At 67.9% G+C, this 13,698-nt stretch carries 17 protein-coding genes; 10 read left to right on the top strand and 7 right to left on the bottom strand.

Annotated features, from left to right (window positions below):
• The first annotated feature begins 72 nt into the window (after positions 1-72).
• The 3 genes from pstC to pstB are packed head-to-tail and all read left to right on the top strand — an operon-like array spanning position 73 to position 2,957.
• On the top strand, positions 73-1,083 hold the full coding sequence (gene pstC / locus AB0D57_RS05800; RefSeq protein ID WP_362067400.1) for a phosphate ABC transporter permease subunit PstC: 1,011 nt from the start codon (positions 73-75) through the stop codon (positions 1,081-1,083).
• Positions 1,080-2,141 carry a phosphate ABC transporter permease PstA gene (gene pstA, locus AB0D57_RS05805; protein ID WP_362067402.1) on the top strand — a complete coding sequence of 354 codons (1,062 nt, stop codon included), beginning with the start codon at positions 1,080-1,082 and terminating at the stop codon, positions 2,139-2,141. The genes pstC and pstA overlap by 4 nt, the downstream gene beginning before the upstream one ends.
• A 39-nt stretch (positions 2,142-2,180) precedes the next feature.
• The gene (gene pstB / locus AB0D57_RS05810; protein ID WP_362067404.1) at positions 2,181-2,957 is read left to right on the top strand and encodes a phosphate ABC transporter ATP-binding protein PstB; all 777 of its coding nucleotides are present in this window, start codon (positions 2,181-2,183) and stop codon (positions 2,955-2,957) included.
• 381 nt (positions 2,958-3,338) lie between these two features.
• On the opposite strand, the gene AB0D57_RS05815 is transcribed toward pstB, so the two are convergent.
• A complete protein-coding gene (locus AB0D57_RS05815) occupies positions 3,339-4,337 on the bottom strand; it encodes an inorganic phosphate transporter (protein WP_362067406.1) in 999 nt (332 codons plus the stop codon).
• Between the two features lie 7 nt (positions 4,338-4,344).
• A complete protein-coding gene (locus AB0D57_RS05820; protein WP_148009124.1) occupies positions 4,345-4,965 on the bottom strand; it encodes a DUF47 family protein in 621 nt (206 codons plus the stop codon).
• Between the two features lie 210 nt (positions 4,966-5,175).
• On the opposite strand from AB0D57_RS05820, the gene AB0D57_RS05825 reads away from it, so the two are divergent.
• A complete protein-coding gene (locus AB0D57_RS05825) occupies positions 5,176-5,529 on the top strand; it encodes a metal-sensitive transcriptional regulator (protein WP_362067408.1) in 354 nt (117 codons plus the stop codon).
• Positions 5,530-5,605: 76 nt separating this feature from the next.
• Here the strand turns inward: AB0D57_RS05825 and AB0D57_RS05830 are convergent, their stop codons facing one another.
• Together AB0D57_RS05830 and AB0D57_RS05835 are read right to left on the bottom strand one after the other, a co-directional pair.
• Positions 5,606-5,791 carry a hypothetical protein gene (locus tag AB0D57_RS05830; RefSeq protein WP_362067410.1) on the bottom strand — a complete coding sequence of 62 codons (186 nt, stop codon included), beginning with the start codon at positions 5,789-5,791 and terminating at the stop codon, positions 5,606-5,608.
• A gap of 111 nt (positions 5,792-5,902) precedes the next feature.
• Positions 5,903-6,742 (bottom strand): hypothetical protein, encoded by an 840-nt coding sequence (locus AB0D57_RS05835; RefSeq protein ID WP_362067412.1) that lies wholly within the window; start codon positions 6,740-6,742, stop codon positions 5,903-5,905.
• 118 nt (positions 6,743-6,860) lie between these two features.
• Between AB0D57_RS05835 and AB0D57_RS05840 the strand changes: the two genes are divergently transcribed.
• Both AB0D57_RS05840 and AB0D57_RS05845 read left to right on the top strand, forming a co-directional pair.
• Positions 6,861-7,031, top strand: a complete 171-nt coding sequence (locus AB0D57_RS05840; RefSeq protein WP_362067414.1) for a hypothetical protein — start codon at positions 6,861-6,863, stop codon at positions 7,029-7,031.
• A 160-nt stretch (positions 7,032-7,191) separates the two neighbouring features.
• The gene (locus AB0D57_RS05845; protein WP_362067416.1) at positions 7,192-8,763 is read left to right on the top strand and encodes an FAD-binding oxidoreductase; all 1,572 of its coding nucleotides are present in this window, start codon (positions 7,192-7,194) and stop codon (positions 8,761-8,763) included.
• Positions 8,764-8,795: 32 nt separating this feature from the next.
• Here the strand turns inward: AB0D57_RS05845 and AB0D57_RS05850 are convergent, their stop codons facing one another.
• The 3 genes from AB0D57_RS05850 to AB0D57_RS05860 form a co-directional block, all read right to left on the bottom strand.
• Positions 8,796-9,497 (bottom strand): phosphatase PAP2 family protein, encoded by a 702-nt coding sequence (locus tag AB0D57_RS05850; RefSeq protein ID WP_362067418.1) that lies wholly within the window; start codon positions 9,495-9,497, stop codon positions 8,796-8,798.
• A gap of 158 nt (positions 9,498-9,655) precedes the next feature.
• Complete coding sequence (locus tag AB0D57_RS05855) at positions 9,656-10,663, bottom strand: bifunctional lytic transglycosylase/C40 family peptidase (protein ID WP_362067420.1); 1,008 nt, start codon at positions 10,661-10,663, stop codon at positions 9,656-9,658.
• A 204-nt stretch (positions 10,664-10,867) separates the two neighbouring features.
• A complete protein-coding gene (locus AB0D57_RS05860; protein ID WP_362067422.1) occupies positions 10,868-11,305 on the bottom strand; it encodes an ATP-binding protein in 438 nt (145 codons plus the stop codon).
• A gap of 205 nt (positions 11,306-11,510) precedes the next feature.
• On the opposite strand from AB0D57_RS05860, the gene AB0D57_RS05865 reads away from it, so the two are divergent.
• Genes AB0D57_RS05865 through bla form a run of 4 tightly spaced genes read left to right on the top strand, consistent with a single transcriptional unit; the run spans position 11,511 to position 13,692 of the window.
• On the top strand, positions 11,511-12,356 hold the full coding sequence (locus tag AB0D57_RS05865) for a helix-turn-helix transcriptional regulator (RefSeq protein WP_362067424.1): 846 nt from the start codon (positions 11,511-11,513) through the stop codon (positions 12,354-12,356).
• A gap of 10 nt (positions 12,357-12,366) precedes the next feature.
• The gene (locus tag AB0D57_RS05870) at positions 12,367-12,567 is read left to right on the top strand and encodes a DUF397 domain-containing protein (protein WP_362067426.1); all 201 of its coding nucleotides are present in this window, start codon (positions 12,367-12,369) and stop codon (positions 12,565-12,567) included.
• Positions 12,560-12,796 carry a DUF397 domain-containing protein gene (locus tag AB0D57_RS05875; RefSeq protein ID WP_362067428.1) on the top strand — a complete coding sequence of 79 codons (237 nt, stop codon included), beginning with the start codon at positions 12,560-12,562 and terminating at the stop codon, positions 12,794-12,796. Before AB0D57_RS05870 ends, AB0D57_RS05875 begins: the two co-directional genes overlap by 8 nt.
• A gap of 59 nt (positions 12,797-12,855) precedes the next feature.
• Positions 12,856-13,692, top strand: a complete 837-nt coding sequence (gene bla / locus AB0D57_RS05880) for a class A beta-lactamase (RefSeq protein ID WP_362067473.1) — start codon at positions 12,856-12,858, stop codon at positions 13,690-13,692.
• Positions 13,693-13,698 lie beyond the last annotated feature (6 nt).

Genomic DNA, 13,698 nt, shown 5'->3' on the forward strand with positions numbered 1-13,698 from the left:
CGGGCCGCACCGTCCGGTGCACCGCCGCCAGGAGCCGCACACGATGTACGGCTCCGCAGACCGGAGAATCCGATGGACATATCTACAAAGAGCACTGAAGAAGCCCCACCCCCCGCCCCAAAGCCTTCCGCGGCCGCGCACAAGCGCGCCGCCCGCGGTGCCACCCGACCCGGTGACCGAATCTTCCTCGGCCTCACCCGCGGATCGGGCATCCTGCTGTTGGCGGTCATGGCCGCCATCGCGGCCTTCCTCGCCTACCGGGCCTCGCTCGCCATCAGTAAGGACCACGCCAACTTCCTCACCACCTTCGAGTGGAACACCAACCTCAACCCGCCGGAATTCGGCATCGCCGTTCTGGCCTTCGGCACGGTGGTCTCCTCGATCATCGCCATGGTCATCGCGGTCCCCGTCGCGGTCGCCATCGCGCTCTTCACCACGCACTACGCGCCCCGCAAGCTCGGCGGCACCATCGCGTACGTGATCGACCTGCTCGCCGCCGTCCCGTCCATCGTGTACGGCCTCTGGGGCGCCCTCGTCCTCGTACCGCACATGGACGGCCTCTTCGGCTGGCTGAACGACTACTTCGGCTGGACCGGCATCTTCGAGTGGCAGGGCGGCGCGCCCCGCTCGATGCTCACCGTCGGCATCCTGCTCGCGATCATGATCCTGCCGATCATCACCAACGTGAGCCGCGAGGTCTTCCGTCAGGTCCCGCAGATGCACGAGGAAGCCGCACTGGCCCTCGGTGCCACGCGCTGGGAGGTCATCCGCATGTCGGTGCTGCCCTTCGGCCGCTCCGGCGTGATCTCCGCCTCGATGCTCGGTCTCGGCCGCGCGCTCGGCGAGACGATGGCCGTCGCCACGGTCCTCTCGCCGACCTTCGAGATCAACGCCAGCCTGCTCGACCCGGGCGGCGGCACCTTCGCGCAGAACATCGCCAGCAAGTTCAGCGAGGCCTCGCAGGACGGCCGTGACGCCCTCATCGCCTCCGGTCTGGTCCTGTTCATCATCACCTTGCTGGTCAACGGCGGGGCGCGCATGATCATCGCCCGCCGCAAGGAGTACTCGGGGGCCAACGCATGAGCACCGCAGCCATCACCGACAAGCGCCCCGACTCCTTGCGCGGTGCCAGCCTCCCCAAGTGGTCGCCGTGGGCGATCGCCGCAGGCTCCATCGTCGTCGCCGCCGGCATCGGCCTGGCCGCCGGCCTCGACAGCAAGATCCAGTGGGGCCTGATCGCCGCGATCCTCTTCATCCTCGGCACGTACGGCATCGCCACGCGCGTCGAGGGCCGCCGTCAGGCCAAGGACCGCATCGCGACCTCCTTCGTCTGGGTCTCCTTCCTGATCGCCGTGGTGCCGCTGGCCTCCCTGATCTGGACCACCGTCAAGCGCGGCGTGAAGGTCCTGGACGGCTACTTCCTGACCCACTCGATGGGTGTCGTCGCCGACACCGAGGCAGGCGGTGGCATCTACCACGCCATCATCGGCTCCCTGGAGCAGGTCGGCCTCGCGGTCCTGATCGGTGCGCCGATCGGTGTGCTCACCGCGATCTACCTGGTGGAGTACGGGCGCGGCAACCTCGCCCGCTCGGTCACCTTCTTCGTCGACGTGATGACCGGTATCCCCTCGATCGTCGCCGGTCTGTTCATCCTCAGCCTGATGCTGATCTTCGAGATGCAGCCCTTCGGCTTCGCCGGCTCGCTGGCCCTGGCCATCCTGATGATGCCGGTCGTGGTCCGCTCCACGGAGGAAATGCTCAAGCTCGTACCGAACGAGCTGCGCGAGGCCTCCCTCGCCCTGGGCATCCCGAAGTGGCGCACCATCCTCAAGGTGGTCCTGCCGACGTCGATCGGCGGCATCACCACCGGCATCATGCTGGCGATCGCCCGTATCGCCGGGGAGACCGCACCGGTACTGCTGCTGGTGTTCGGGAACCCGTTCATCAACACCAACCCGTTCGAGGGTGCGCAGTCCTCGCTGCCGCTGTACATCTACCAGCAGTACGCGAACAGCGCGGGCTCGGGCGCGGCGTACGACAGGGCCTGGGCGGCGTCGCTCACGCTGATCGCCTTCGTGATGATCCTCAACCTGGGCGCCCGCGGCATCGCCCGCTGGAAGGCCCCGAAGACCGGTCGCTGACGCGGCCATCAGCGACTGACTGGAAGTGAAGTAACCATCATGGCCAAGCGAATCGACGTAAGCGGGCTGACCGCCTACTACAGCGCCCACAAGGCGATCGAAGACATCTCGATGACGGTCGAGCCGCGCTCGGTGACGGCTTTCATCGGCCCCTCCGGCTGCGGCAAGTCGACCTTCCTGCGGACCCTGAACCGTATGCACGAGGTCACCCCCGGTGGCCGCGTCGAGGGCAAGGTGCTCCTGGACGACGAGGACCTGTACGGCACCGGAATCGACCCCGTCGCCGTGCGCCGCACGATCGGCATGGTCTTCCAGCGCCCCAACCCCTTCCCCACCATGTCGATCTTCGACAACGTGGCGGCGGGCCTGAAGCTCAACGGCTCCTACAAGAAGTCCGAGCTCAGCGACATCGTCGAGAAGTCCCTCAAGGGCGCGAACCTCTGGAACGAGGTCAAGGACCGCCTGAACAAGCCCGGCTCGGGCCTGTCGGGTGGCCAGCAGCAGCGACTGTGCATCGCCCGTGCGATCGCGGTGGAACCCCAGGTCCTCCTCATGGACGAGCCCTGCTCGGCCCTGGACCCGATCTCCACCCTCGCCATCGAGGACCTGATCGGCGAGCTCAAGGAGCGCTTCACGATCGTCATCGTGACGCACAACATGCAGCAGGCCGCCCGCGTCTCCGACCGCACCGCGTTCTTCAACCTGTCCGCGGTGGGCCAGCCCGGCCGACTCATCGAGATCGACGACACGGAGCGCATCTTCTCCAACCCGTCGGTCCAGGCGACGGAGGACTACATCTCCGGCCGCTTCGGCTGACCGGACCGTCCACCAGGACACAAGAACCCCTCGCGGTGCTGCATGGCGGTGCCACCGTGAGGACGAGAAGGGCCCGCCCCTGGCTCCCGGGGGCGGGCCCGCTCGTCTTTTCCTACGCGGAAGCCAACGCCGGACGGGCTGGGTAGTCAGCCTGTCCGGCGTTTGAGGACGAGCCCTTCGGGCGAAGGCGGGGTCCAGGGGGCAGCCCCTGGCGGGGGTCCAGGGGGCAGCCCCTGGCGGGGGTCCAGGGGGCAGCCCCTGGCGGGGGTCCAGGGGGCAGCCCCTGGCGGGGGGCTGGGGGCGGAGCCCCCAGGGATGGGACGGGTAGGGGCGGCGGGGGCGAAAAAACCGCCGTCGGAAAGCCCGTGCCGAGCCAAACCCCTACAGAAACGCCAGGTTAACGACCCAGAAGCTGGCCGCAGCCACCAACGCCGCCGCCGGCATCGTAATGAACCACCCCAGCACGATGTTCTTGGCAACGCCCCACCGCACGGCATTCACCCGCTTCGTCGCCCCCACACCCATGATCGCGGAGGTGATGACATGCGTCGTGGAGATCGGCGCCTTGAAGAGATACGCCGTGGCGAACATGATCGACGCCCCCGTCGTCTCCGCGGCGAACCCCTGCGGCGGATCCAGCTCAATGATCTTCCGCCCGAGCGTCCGCATGATCCGCCAGCCACCCGCGTACGTCCCCAGCGACAGCATCACCGCACAGACGATCTTCACCCACACCGGAATCGGCGCATCGGCACTCTGGACATCCCCGATGACCAGCGCCATCACCACGATGCCCATCGTCTTCTGCGCGTCCTGAAGACCGTGCCCCAGCGCCATCCCGGCCGCCGACACGGTCTGAGCGATACGAAAGCCCCGCTTGGCCTTGTGCGGATTGGCCTTGCGGAAGATCCACATGATCGCGCACATCACCAGATAGCCGACGATCAGACCGACGACCGGCGACACGAACATCGGGATGACGATCTTGTCCACGACGCCGGACCACAGCACGGTCGTACCGCCCGCGAGCGCCGCCCCCACCAGCCCACCGAACAACGCGTGCGACGAGGACGACGGAAGCCCGAAGTACCAGGTGACAAGGTTCCAGACGATGGCCCCGACGAGCGCCGCGAAGAGGATCCCCATCCCCTTGCCGCCCTCGGGCGTCTCGATCAACCCCTGGCTGACGGTCTTCGCGACCCCGCTGCCGAGGAACGCACCCGCGAGGTTCATCACCGCGGCCATGGCGAGCGCTGCCCGCGGGGTCAGCGCCCGCGTGGACACCGACGTGGCGATGGCGTTCGCCGAATCGTGGAAGCCGTTCGTGTATGTGAATCCGAGCGCGACCAGAATGGTCACGATCAGTGCAAAGGTGTCCATGAAGAAGTCAGGACTCCTTGACGGCGATGGTCTCCACCGTGTTCGCCACATGCTCGAACGCGTCAGCCGCTTCCTCCAGCACATCCACGATCTGCTTGAGCTTCAGCACCTCGATGGCGTCGTACTTGCCGTTGAAGAGCTGAGCGAGCAGCTTGCGGTGGATCTGGTCGGCCTGGTTCTCCAGCCGGTTGACCTCGATCCAGTACTCGGTGAGGTTGTCCATGGTCCGCAGGTTCGGCATGGCCTCGGCCGTCAGTTCGGCCGCCCGCGCCAGCACCTCGATCTGCTGCTCCACGCCCTTGGGCAGTTCCTCGACCTGATAAAGGACAACCAGGTCGACGGCCTCCTCCATGAAGTCCATGATGTCGTCGAGGGACGAGGCGAGGTTGTAGATGTCCTCGCGGTCGAACGGCGTGATGAAGGAGGAGTTCAACTGGTGGAAGATCGCGTGTGTCGCATCGTCCCCGGCATGCTCCGCGGCCCGCATCCGCTCTGCGATCTCGGCCCGGGCGGAGGCGTCCGCCCCAAGCAGTTCCATCAGGAGTTTCGAGCCCGTGACGATGTTGTCCGCGGATGCGGAGAACATGTCATAGAAGCTCGTCTCCCTGGGGGTCAGACGAAAGCGCACTTGGGGTCCTCGGAGTCCTTTTGTTTCGGTCAGGCTGATGCTAAGCGCATCATCCGGCCACGGCTAACCGGCCGTCTCCCAGTGTCGCCCATCAAGCACAGCGATCAGCACAGGGTCCGGTCCCGCCATCGGGCAAGGGCCCTATACCCAGCAAAGTTCGTTACCATATACCCACCAGGGGTATCAGTACGGCATCAGCAGGAGGACCCGATGACGACCACCGAGGCAGGTGCGACGGCACCCTCCGGCGACCAGGAAGTCGTGACCGACCACGACCGCGGCATCCACGGCTACCACAAGCAGAAGGACGAGCACCTCAAGCGTCTGCGCCGGATCGAGGGCCAGATCCGCGGTCTGCAGCGGATGGTCGACGAGGACGTCTACTGCATCGACATACTCACCCAGGTCTCCGCCTCCACGAAGGCCCTGCAGTCCTTCGCCCTCCAGCTCCTCGAGGAGCACCTGCGCCACTGCGTCGCGGACGCGGCCCTCAAGGGCGGCGACGAGATCGACGCGAAGGTCGAGGAAGCGACGAAGGCGATCGGCCGACTCCTGCGTACGTGACGACTGCCGCATACATGACGACTACTGCGTACATGAGGGGAACCGCGGCCGGCATGAGGGGAACCGCAGCCGACCCCTACCCCTCCGCACCCCTCTCACGGGCACGCTCTTCGGCCACCTTCAACACCTCGTCGATGCTCTCCAGGCTGAGCCGGTCCTCATGGGCCGCCGAGGCCGCGATGATCAGGTCGCCGCACAGCTCGATCTCGGCGAGGGCCACGTGGTCCTGAACTGCCGTACCGCCGACCGGAGCCACGTGCATCACCTCTTCCTGCCGTCACGGACTTTCCTAGCGTAGGGAGCGGCCTACACACCGCGCATGGCACGGAAGGGCCATTTCCGGCCCCCCACTCCTCCTCATACGCCCCGCGTACTACGGCTCCGCGATCTTCCCGGCGAAGATGTCCCCGGGTTCCGGAAGCCGTACGTCGGCGGGGACCCCGAAGTCGTACAGCAAGGTCGTCGAGGCGACCGCGACGATGCCCTCCTGCTGTCCGTTGACGAAGCTGAACCGGTGCCGCAGCTTGCGGATGCGCCCCTGCTCGTCGAGGTAGGCGTCGAAGGGGACTCTGGCGGTGGCGAACCCTTTCGCCGCCGCCTCGATCGCCTTCCGGTTGCCCTTCGACGCGCTCTTCGCGGCGACACCCAGGTCGACGGTGCCGCGATAGTGCCGCACGGGAGCACCCGCGACCTCCGTCTTCCCCACATACGTCGCCGTACGCGTCCCCCGCAGCAACTCAGCCGCGGCAAAGGGGTCGGTGGCCCCGCCGGTCACCAGGTTCCCGTCGGGGAGGGTGGCCGTGTCGACACGGACCCACTTGTCGGCGGGGACCCCGGCACCGCGGTTCTTCATGAACAGGGCGCCCGGCGCGAGGAGTTCGGTGATCGGCCGGTGCTCGTCGGCACCGGCCGGGTCCTGCGGCAGCAGCACCTTGAGCCGGCCCGTCTGCTTCGTGAAGTCGTACACACCCTCACCGCGGATGGTGACCCGGGTGCCGCCGGTGGCCATCTCCATCGACGTACGGGCCTTCGCGCTGCCCGCACGCTCCAGCGCGGCGGCGGCCCGGTGCAGCTTGTCGACGGAGGCGGCGCCGGGGCGCGCGTCCTCGGCACCGGCCCGTTCCACCGAACACCCGCCGGCGCAGACCATCAGCCCTGCCACCGCGACCGCGACGACCTCCCCGCCCGCCCGCTTCTGCTGCTGCGCCACCATCGTCCGCCGACCCCCAGCCGGTCCGTCCCGGGCCCTCCTGTTGTTCCGGTTAACGACGGGTAGCGAAGCTCGTCACGCGATTGCCATTCGTTTACTTGCCTTGGGTAACGTTGTTTCTGTGGCGCAGCAGCACGAGAGCATCCCTCCGCAAGAACACCGGACCACCACGGTCGAACAGGGCCACTTCTGCCTGGCCCGCTGCACTTGCGGCTGGCGCGGACCGGCACGCAGAGCCCGCAGCCTGGCCCGCACGGACGCCGAGGGACACGCGCAGACCGCACTCATGTAGCCGACCCAAACTCACGAAGCCGCCCCGGCACCCTTGGCCGGAAAGAGACGTCGATCACGGTCGGGTAATAATTCCGTCCCGCCCTCGTCCCCGCGCCTCCCCCATGGAACCCGCGGAACCGAACACCCGTCTCGTTCCACGAAACCAACAGGAGGCGCACATGCAACGGCGTACGTTCATCGGTGGCGGAGCGGCCGCACTCGCGACAGTGGCCACGGCCGCGTGCGACGCCACGGGCGGCACGGGCGGCACGGGCGCCAAGGCCTCGGTGGCCTCGGAGACGAACACCACCTCGATACGCACCGCCGGCGGCGCCGTCCCCCGTGTCGCCGCCAACTGGTCCGCCCTGGCGAAGGACCTGGACGGCGCCCTGATCCGCCCCGGCGACAGCAGCTGGGCCAGCGCCCGCCAGCTCTACAACACCCGCTTCGACTCCCTGAAGCCCACCGCCGTGGCGTACGTCGCCCACGCGGACGACATCCGTACGACCCTGGCGTACGCCCGCGCCCACGACATTCCGCTCTCGATCCGCAACGGCGGCCACTCCTACGCGGGCTGGTCCTCCGGAAACGGCCGCCTGATCCTCGACGTCTCCAAGCTGAACAAGATCAGGGCGGGCGGCACGGCGGTCGTCGGCGCCGGTTCCAAGCTGATCGACGTCTACCGCGCTCTCGCCGCGAAGGGCGTCACGATCCCCGCGGGCTCCTGCCCCACGGTCGGTGTCTCGGGCCTGACCCTCGGCGGCGGCCACGGCGTGGTCTCCCGCGCGTACGGCCTCACCTGCGACAGCCTCACCCAGGCGACGCTGATCACCGCGGACGGCAAGCAGCTCATCGCGAACGCGACCGAGAACAAGGATCTCTTCTGGGCCCTGCGCGGCGCCGGCAACGGCAACTTCGGCGTCGTCACCGAGCTGCGCTTCAAGACCCACCCGGCCCCTCAGGCCGTATCCGCCTACATGACCTGGCCCTGGGCCAAGGCCGCCGCCGTCGTGAAGGCCTGGCAGGAGTGGGGCCCGAGCCAGCCGGACGAGATCTGGTCCTCCTGCCACCTCGCGAACGCGGCCGGGGGCACACCCACCGTCTCCATCGCCGCGTTCTCCCTCGGCACGTACGGCGAACTCCAGAACGCCGTGGACCGCCTCGCCGACAAGATCGGCGCACCCGCGAGGAGCGTCTCCCTCAAGAAGCGGTCGTACGAGGATTCGATGGAGGTGTACGCGGGCTGCTCCTCCTTCGCCACCGACGCCCAGTGCCACCTGCCGGGCTCGACGCCGGGCCGCTCCCCGCAGGGCGCGCTCGGCCGCGAGACGTACGCGGCCCGCTCGGACTTCTTCGACCGCTCGATCTCCGCGGCCGGCATCCAGACGCTGCTGAACCAGATCTCATCGGTGCGCGGCGGTGCCGGCAGCATCGCGCTCACGGCACTGGGCGGCGCCATCAACCGGGTCTCCCCGACCGCGACGGCCTTCGTGCACCGCCGCTCCCGAATGCTGGCCCAGTACATCGCCTCCTGGCAGGCGGGCACCTCCGGCACCACGGCCGAGTCCTGGCTGACCTCCGCCCACACGGCGATGGCCCGGCACGCCTCCGGCGCCGCCTACCAGAACTACACGGACTCGACCCTCACCAACTGGCGCAAGGCGTACTACGGCGACGCGGCGACCCGCCTTGCGGCGCTGAAGAAGCAGTACGACCCGAACCGTGTCTTCTCGTTCCCGCAGGCGCTGTAGGACCACGCCGTGACCGTGAGAAAGCCACGGAGCTACGCGGCCAGATCCGACTCCTCGGGCCGCTCGGCCCGAGCTCCCGGAATGAACGCGTCCTGCCCGGCCGGAGCGGCACCCCGCGCCCTGATCAGCCACCCGACCCGGGGAGAACCCTCCACGGCCTTCATCACCGGCGTCAGCAGCGCCATGGCGAGCGGAGACAACAGCAGCGCGACGGCCGTACCGAGGGCGAAGCCGCCGATGACGTCCGTCGGATAGTGCACGCCCATGTAGACCCGGCAGAAGCCTTCGAGCAGCGCGACCCCGAGGCCGATGAGCCCGAACCGCCGATTCGCGACGAACAGCCCGACCCCCATCGCCATCGTGAGCGTCGCGTGATCGCTCACGAAGGAGAAGTCGGTCTTGCCGCTCACCAGCACATCGAGCCCTTCGTGATCGACGAAGGGCCGGGGCCGCTCCACAAAGCCCCGTATCGGCACGTTCACCAGCACCGCGATGCCCGCGGCGAGCGGGGCCCACACCAGTGCGGCCACCGAGGACGCGGCGTTGTCCCCGGCCCGCCTCCGAACGGTCCACCAGCACCACACCACCAGCAGAACCATGACGAACAGCAGCCCGTACTCGCCCACGAACTCCATGCCGCGGTCGAACCAGTGCGGCGCGTCCTTGGCGAGGCCGTTGATGTCGTACAGCAGATCGACGTCGGGATTCGAACCGGAATCGGCGAGTCCAGCCATGATGCTGCGGCCCCTTCGTCGTCTTTCTCTACCTCAACAGGAACGCACACTCCCCTTCGATACGTTCCACACTCCACCGAATGATCACGCAGACGTTATCGAAGAGAGATACATCGCCGCAGCTCAGGGGGTGCGTTCAGGCCCGATTCAGGGTGGCTTCAGACCGTCGTGGGCAATGCTTTCGCGCCATCCTCGGTCACTCGCGTGGCGCCGAAGTAGTCGGGGGTGTCGATGGGGTCGAAGCGGATGACGGCACCCGTCCTGGGCGCGTCGATCATGTAACCGCCACCCACGTAGATCCCCACGTGCCGGATGGTCCGCGAGTTGGTGAGGTCGTCGGAGAAGAAGACGAGATCCCCCGGCAGCAGTTCCTCGCGCGCGGGGTGCGGTCCGGCGTTGTACTGGTCGTTGGCGACGCGCGGCAGGGTGACCCCCACACTCTCGTACGCGGCCTTCGTCAGCCCCGAGCAGTCGAAGCGTCCGCCCTGGTCAGCGGTGCCGTTGCCGCCCCACAGATAGGGCGTGCCGAGCTTCTTCTGGGCGTAGGTGATCGCCGCGGCGGCCTGTCTGGAGGGATCGACACGCCCCACCGGCCGGGCGAAGCTCTGCTGCAGGGTCGTGATCGTCTTCACATAGTTCTGGGTCTCCTTGTACGGCGGCACGCCCCCGTACTTGATGACCGCGTACGCCCCCGCGTTGTAGGCGGCGAGCATGTTGTGGGTCGGGTTCCCCGGCGCGTCCTCCACGTACTTGGCGAGCTCGCAGTCGTACGACGCGGCCGACGGAATCGCGTCATTCGGGTCCCAGACGTCACGGTCCCCGTCCCCGTCGCCGTCGATCCCGTGCGTGGCCCAGGTCCCCGGGATGAATTGCGCTATCCCTTCGGCCTTCGCCGGACTCTTCGCACTCGGATTGAACCCGCTCTCCTGATACAGCTGAGCGGCCAGCAGCGCCGGATTGATGGCGCCGCACAGATTGCCCCACCGCTGAACGAGCGTCTGATACGCGGCCGGCACCGCCCCCTTGGCGAGCCCGACCGCCCCTGCGCCGATCCCGTTGGCGAGGTTCCCCGCGACCATGTAGACGCCGACGACGAGCAGCATCACGAAGCTGAGCGCCGCCCCGCCGACAGCGATCGCTACGATCCACGCCTTACGCACCGTCAACCGCCCCTCGCCGCCAGGGAGTCCGCCGAGGTCAGTGTAGAGGCGCCCCCCGCGCGACGGGGCGATCACTCGCAAAGAGAAACCGCATGTGGCGCCCCCGCCCCAGCACCCGAAACCCGGACCCGTACCCCCCGCACCCCACCTGCCGCATATGCGGCGACCAGCCCGCCGGTGCCGTGACCATCCGTCAGCACATGGGGATGCTCATCGTGATGCGGTGCTCCACTGACACTCCGCCCACAGCAGCTTCCCGCCCTCCCTGAACCCGGCGTCACCGAACACGTACGCGCCCCACGCGTCCGCGTAGGCCCGTACCAGGTGCAGCCCGCGACCGCCCTCAGCGGTATCCACAGGCTGTGGGCACCGGTCGGCGAAGCCGGGCGGGACCCGTGGGTCGGAGTCCCAGACGGCGATCCGGAGCCGGTCGGGTTCGGTCGCACGGATGCGGAGGGCGTACGGCCCTTGGGTATGCAGATGGGCGTTGGTGAGCAGCTCGGAGGCCAGCAGTTCGGCGGTGGGGGCGAGTTCACTGAGCCCGTGGGCGGCGAGGACGGTACGGAGGGTGGCTCGGGCGATGCCCGGGGCGCGGGGATCGTGCGGGAGTTGGAGGGTGTAGTTCCAGGGCGGGGATACGGTTGCCATCGGAAGTCTCCTGGTTCGGCAGGGAGTTAGGTGATTTGGGTACGTTGCCCAGTGACCGCGGCCGCTCCGTCGAGCGGGGTACTTCTGGGCGAGGCGCCTGAGCATTAAGGTAGCGGCGCCCGTGTCATACATGACATGAATGACCGAGAATCCATGACATGCCACCCGTGTGGGTGACAGCCGCAGCAAGGAGGCGGGCCAGCCCGTGAGAAGCAACCCGACGGGTCGCCAACTCCGGTTCGGCGGTGAGCTGCGTAAATTGCGCGAGCGAGCAGGCCTGAGCGCAACCCAGGCCGGTCAACTGATCGGAGCTCAGCAGAGCCAGATCAGCAACATGGAGGCCGGACGCATCGGTGTCAGCGCGGAACGCGTGCGCACGCTGGCCTGCCATTACAAATGCCCGGACAAAAACCTCGTCGAGGCACTCGCGGGCATGACCTCCGGACGTAAACGCGGCTGGTGGGAGGAGTACCGCGAGATCCTGCCCGCCGCCCTGCTCGACCTCGCCGAGGTGGAGCACCACGCCAGGCGCCTGCGCACCGCGGTCACCGTGCACATCCCCGGCCTCTTCCAGACCACCGACCACGCCCGCGAGCTGTTCCGCCAGGTCGTACCCGAGCTCCCCCCGCCGGAGATCGAGCACCGCGTGTCATTCCGCATCAAGCGCCAGGCCGTCCTCTTCAGGGACCCCCCGACGCCACAGGTGGCGATCATCCACGAGGCAGCTCTACGCATGCAGTTCGGCGGCGCCACCGTGGCCAAAGCGCAGTTGCGCCACCTGCTGAACATGAGCGAGCGGGACCACGTCACCCTGAAGGTGCTCCCGTTCGCCGCGGGCTCCTTCCCGGGTTCCGGCCAGTCGATCTTCTACTCCACGGGCCCCGTCGCTCAGCTCGACACCGTGCACCTCGACCAGTCCCACGGCCCCGTGTTTCTTGACGCCGAGGCCCAGCTCCAGATGTACCAAGTCCTCCTCGACCGCGCGGAATCGGTGGCCCTCGCCCCCGAGGACTCTCGCGACTTCATCCACAAGCTGATCCACGACCTGTGAGGGGACCGAAATGCTTCAGCACCACTCTTGGCAGAAGTCGTCCTTCTGCGGATCGGGCGACTCCTGCGTACACATAGCCGCCACCGCCACCGGCACAACCCAGATCCATCTCACCGAAAGCAGCGACCCGCGCCGAGCCATACTCGGGGCCACCCCCCGAGCCTTCGGCGCCCTCATCCACGTACTGAAGGAGAACGCACGCCGTGGCTGAAGTCCCCTCGAACCTCGACTGGGTCCGAGCCGCGCCCGACGACGCGACCGGCCCCGGTCCCTGGATCGAACTCGCCTTCGGCGACAACGACCTGGTCTACATCCGTGAAACCAGTGACCCCACGAACATCGTCACTACCACTCAGAAGAAGTGGGACGCGTTCGTACTGGGCGTACAGGCGGGCGAGTTCGACCACTTCGTAGAGGGACTGGAGGAAGAAAAATCTTAGGCTCGACGAAGCGCACCACAACGCGCCGCACCCTGCTGACCACGGCCACCGCACTCGCGCTGACCACGGCGGCGGGACCGGCGTACGCGAACACCCGTGCCCAGGACATACGCTCCCGCCTGCGGGAGCTGGAAGAACAACACGGCGCCAGACTCGGCGCATTCGCGCACAACCCGGTGACGAAGGCGACCGTGCGGTACCGGGCGGAGGAACGGTTCCCGATCCTCTCCACGTTCAAGCCGCTGGCGGCCGCGGCGATCCTGCGGGACCTGGACCACGACGGCGAGACCCTCGCCAAGCGCATCCACTACACGGCGGCGGACGTGGTCGAGAACTCGAAGATCACCGAAAAGCCGGAGAACCTGGCCGCCGGAATGACCATCGCGGAGCTCTCCGCCGCGGCGATCGACTACAGCGACAACACGGCCGGCAACCTCCTGCTGCGCGAGCTCGGCGGCCCCACGGCGGTGACCCGCTTCTGCCGCTCCCTGGGGGACGAGACGACCCGACTGGACAGGTGGGAGCCGGTCCTCAACTCGGCGGAACCGTGGCGGGTGGAGGACACGACCACCCCGGCAGCCATCGCCCGCACCTACGCCCGGCTGGTCCTGGGCAACGCCCTGAACCCCCAGGACCGCGAACGCCTGACCGACTGGCTGCTCGCCAACACGACGAGCACGGAACGCTTCCGCGCCGGACTGCCCGAGGACTGGACCCTCGCCGACAAGACGGGCGGCGGCAAGTACGGCGCCAACAACGACGTGGGCATCGCCTGGACCCCGGACGGAACCCCCGTAGTCCTGGCCGTCCTCACCACCCGGTCCACGGTGGACGCACCCTACGACCACCCGCTCATCGCCGAGACAGCGAAGATCCTGTCGGAAGCCGTGACCTGACCGACG

The organism is Streptomyces sp. NPDC048275 (genome assembly GCF_040652275.1).
Lineage (GTDB): Bacteria > Actinomycetota > Actinomycetes > Streptomycetales > Streptomycetaceae > Streptomyces.

Coding starts and splice junctions, on each gene's coding strand:
- pstC (WP_362067400.1), top strand. CDS start 73: ATGGACATATCTACAAAGAGCACTGAAGAAGCCCCACCCCCCGCCCCA.
- pstA (WP_362067402.1), top strand. CDS start 1,080: ATGAGCACCGCAGCCATCACCGACAAGCGCCCCGACTCCTTGCGCGGT.
- pstB (WP_362067404.1), top strand. CDS start 2,181: ATGGCCAAGCGAATCGACGTAAGCGGGCTGACCGCCTACTACAGCGCC.
- AB0D57_RS05815 (WP_362067406.1), bottom strand. CDS start 4,337: ATGGACACCTTTGCACTGATCGTGACCATTCTGGTCGCGCTCGGATTC.
- AB0D57_RS05825 (WP_362067408.1), top strand. CDS start 5,176: ATGACGACCACCGAGGCAGGTGCGACGGCACCCTCCGGCGACCAGGAA.
- AB0D57_RS05830 (WP_362067410.1), bottom strand. CDS start 5,791: ATGCACGTGGCTCCGGTCGGCGGTACGGCAGTTCAGGACCACGTGGCC.
- AB0D57_RS05835 (WP_362067412.1), bottom strand. CDS start 6,742: ATGGTGGCGCAGCAGCAGAAGCGGGCGGGCGGGGAGGTCGTCGCGGTC.
- AB0D57_RS05845 (WP_362067416.1), top strand. CDS start 7,192: ATGCAACGGCGTACGTTCATCGGTGGCGGAGCGGCCGCACTCGCGACA.
- AB0D57_RS05850 (WP_362067418.1), bottom strand. CDS start 9,497: ATGGCTGGACTCGCCGATTCCGGTTCGAATCCCGACGTCGATCTGCTG.
- AB0D57_RS05860 (WP_362067422.1), bottom strand. CDS start 11,305: ATGGCAACCGTATCCCCGCCCTGGAACTACACCCTCCAACTCCCGCAC.
- AB0D57_RS05870 (WP_362067426.1), top strand. CDS start 12,367: ATGCTTCAGCACCACTCTTGGCAGAAGTCGTCCTTCTGCGGATCGGGC.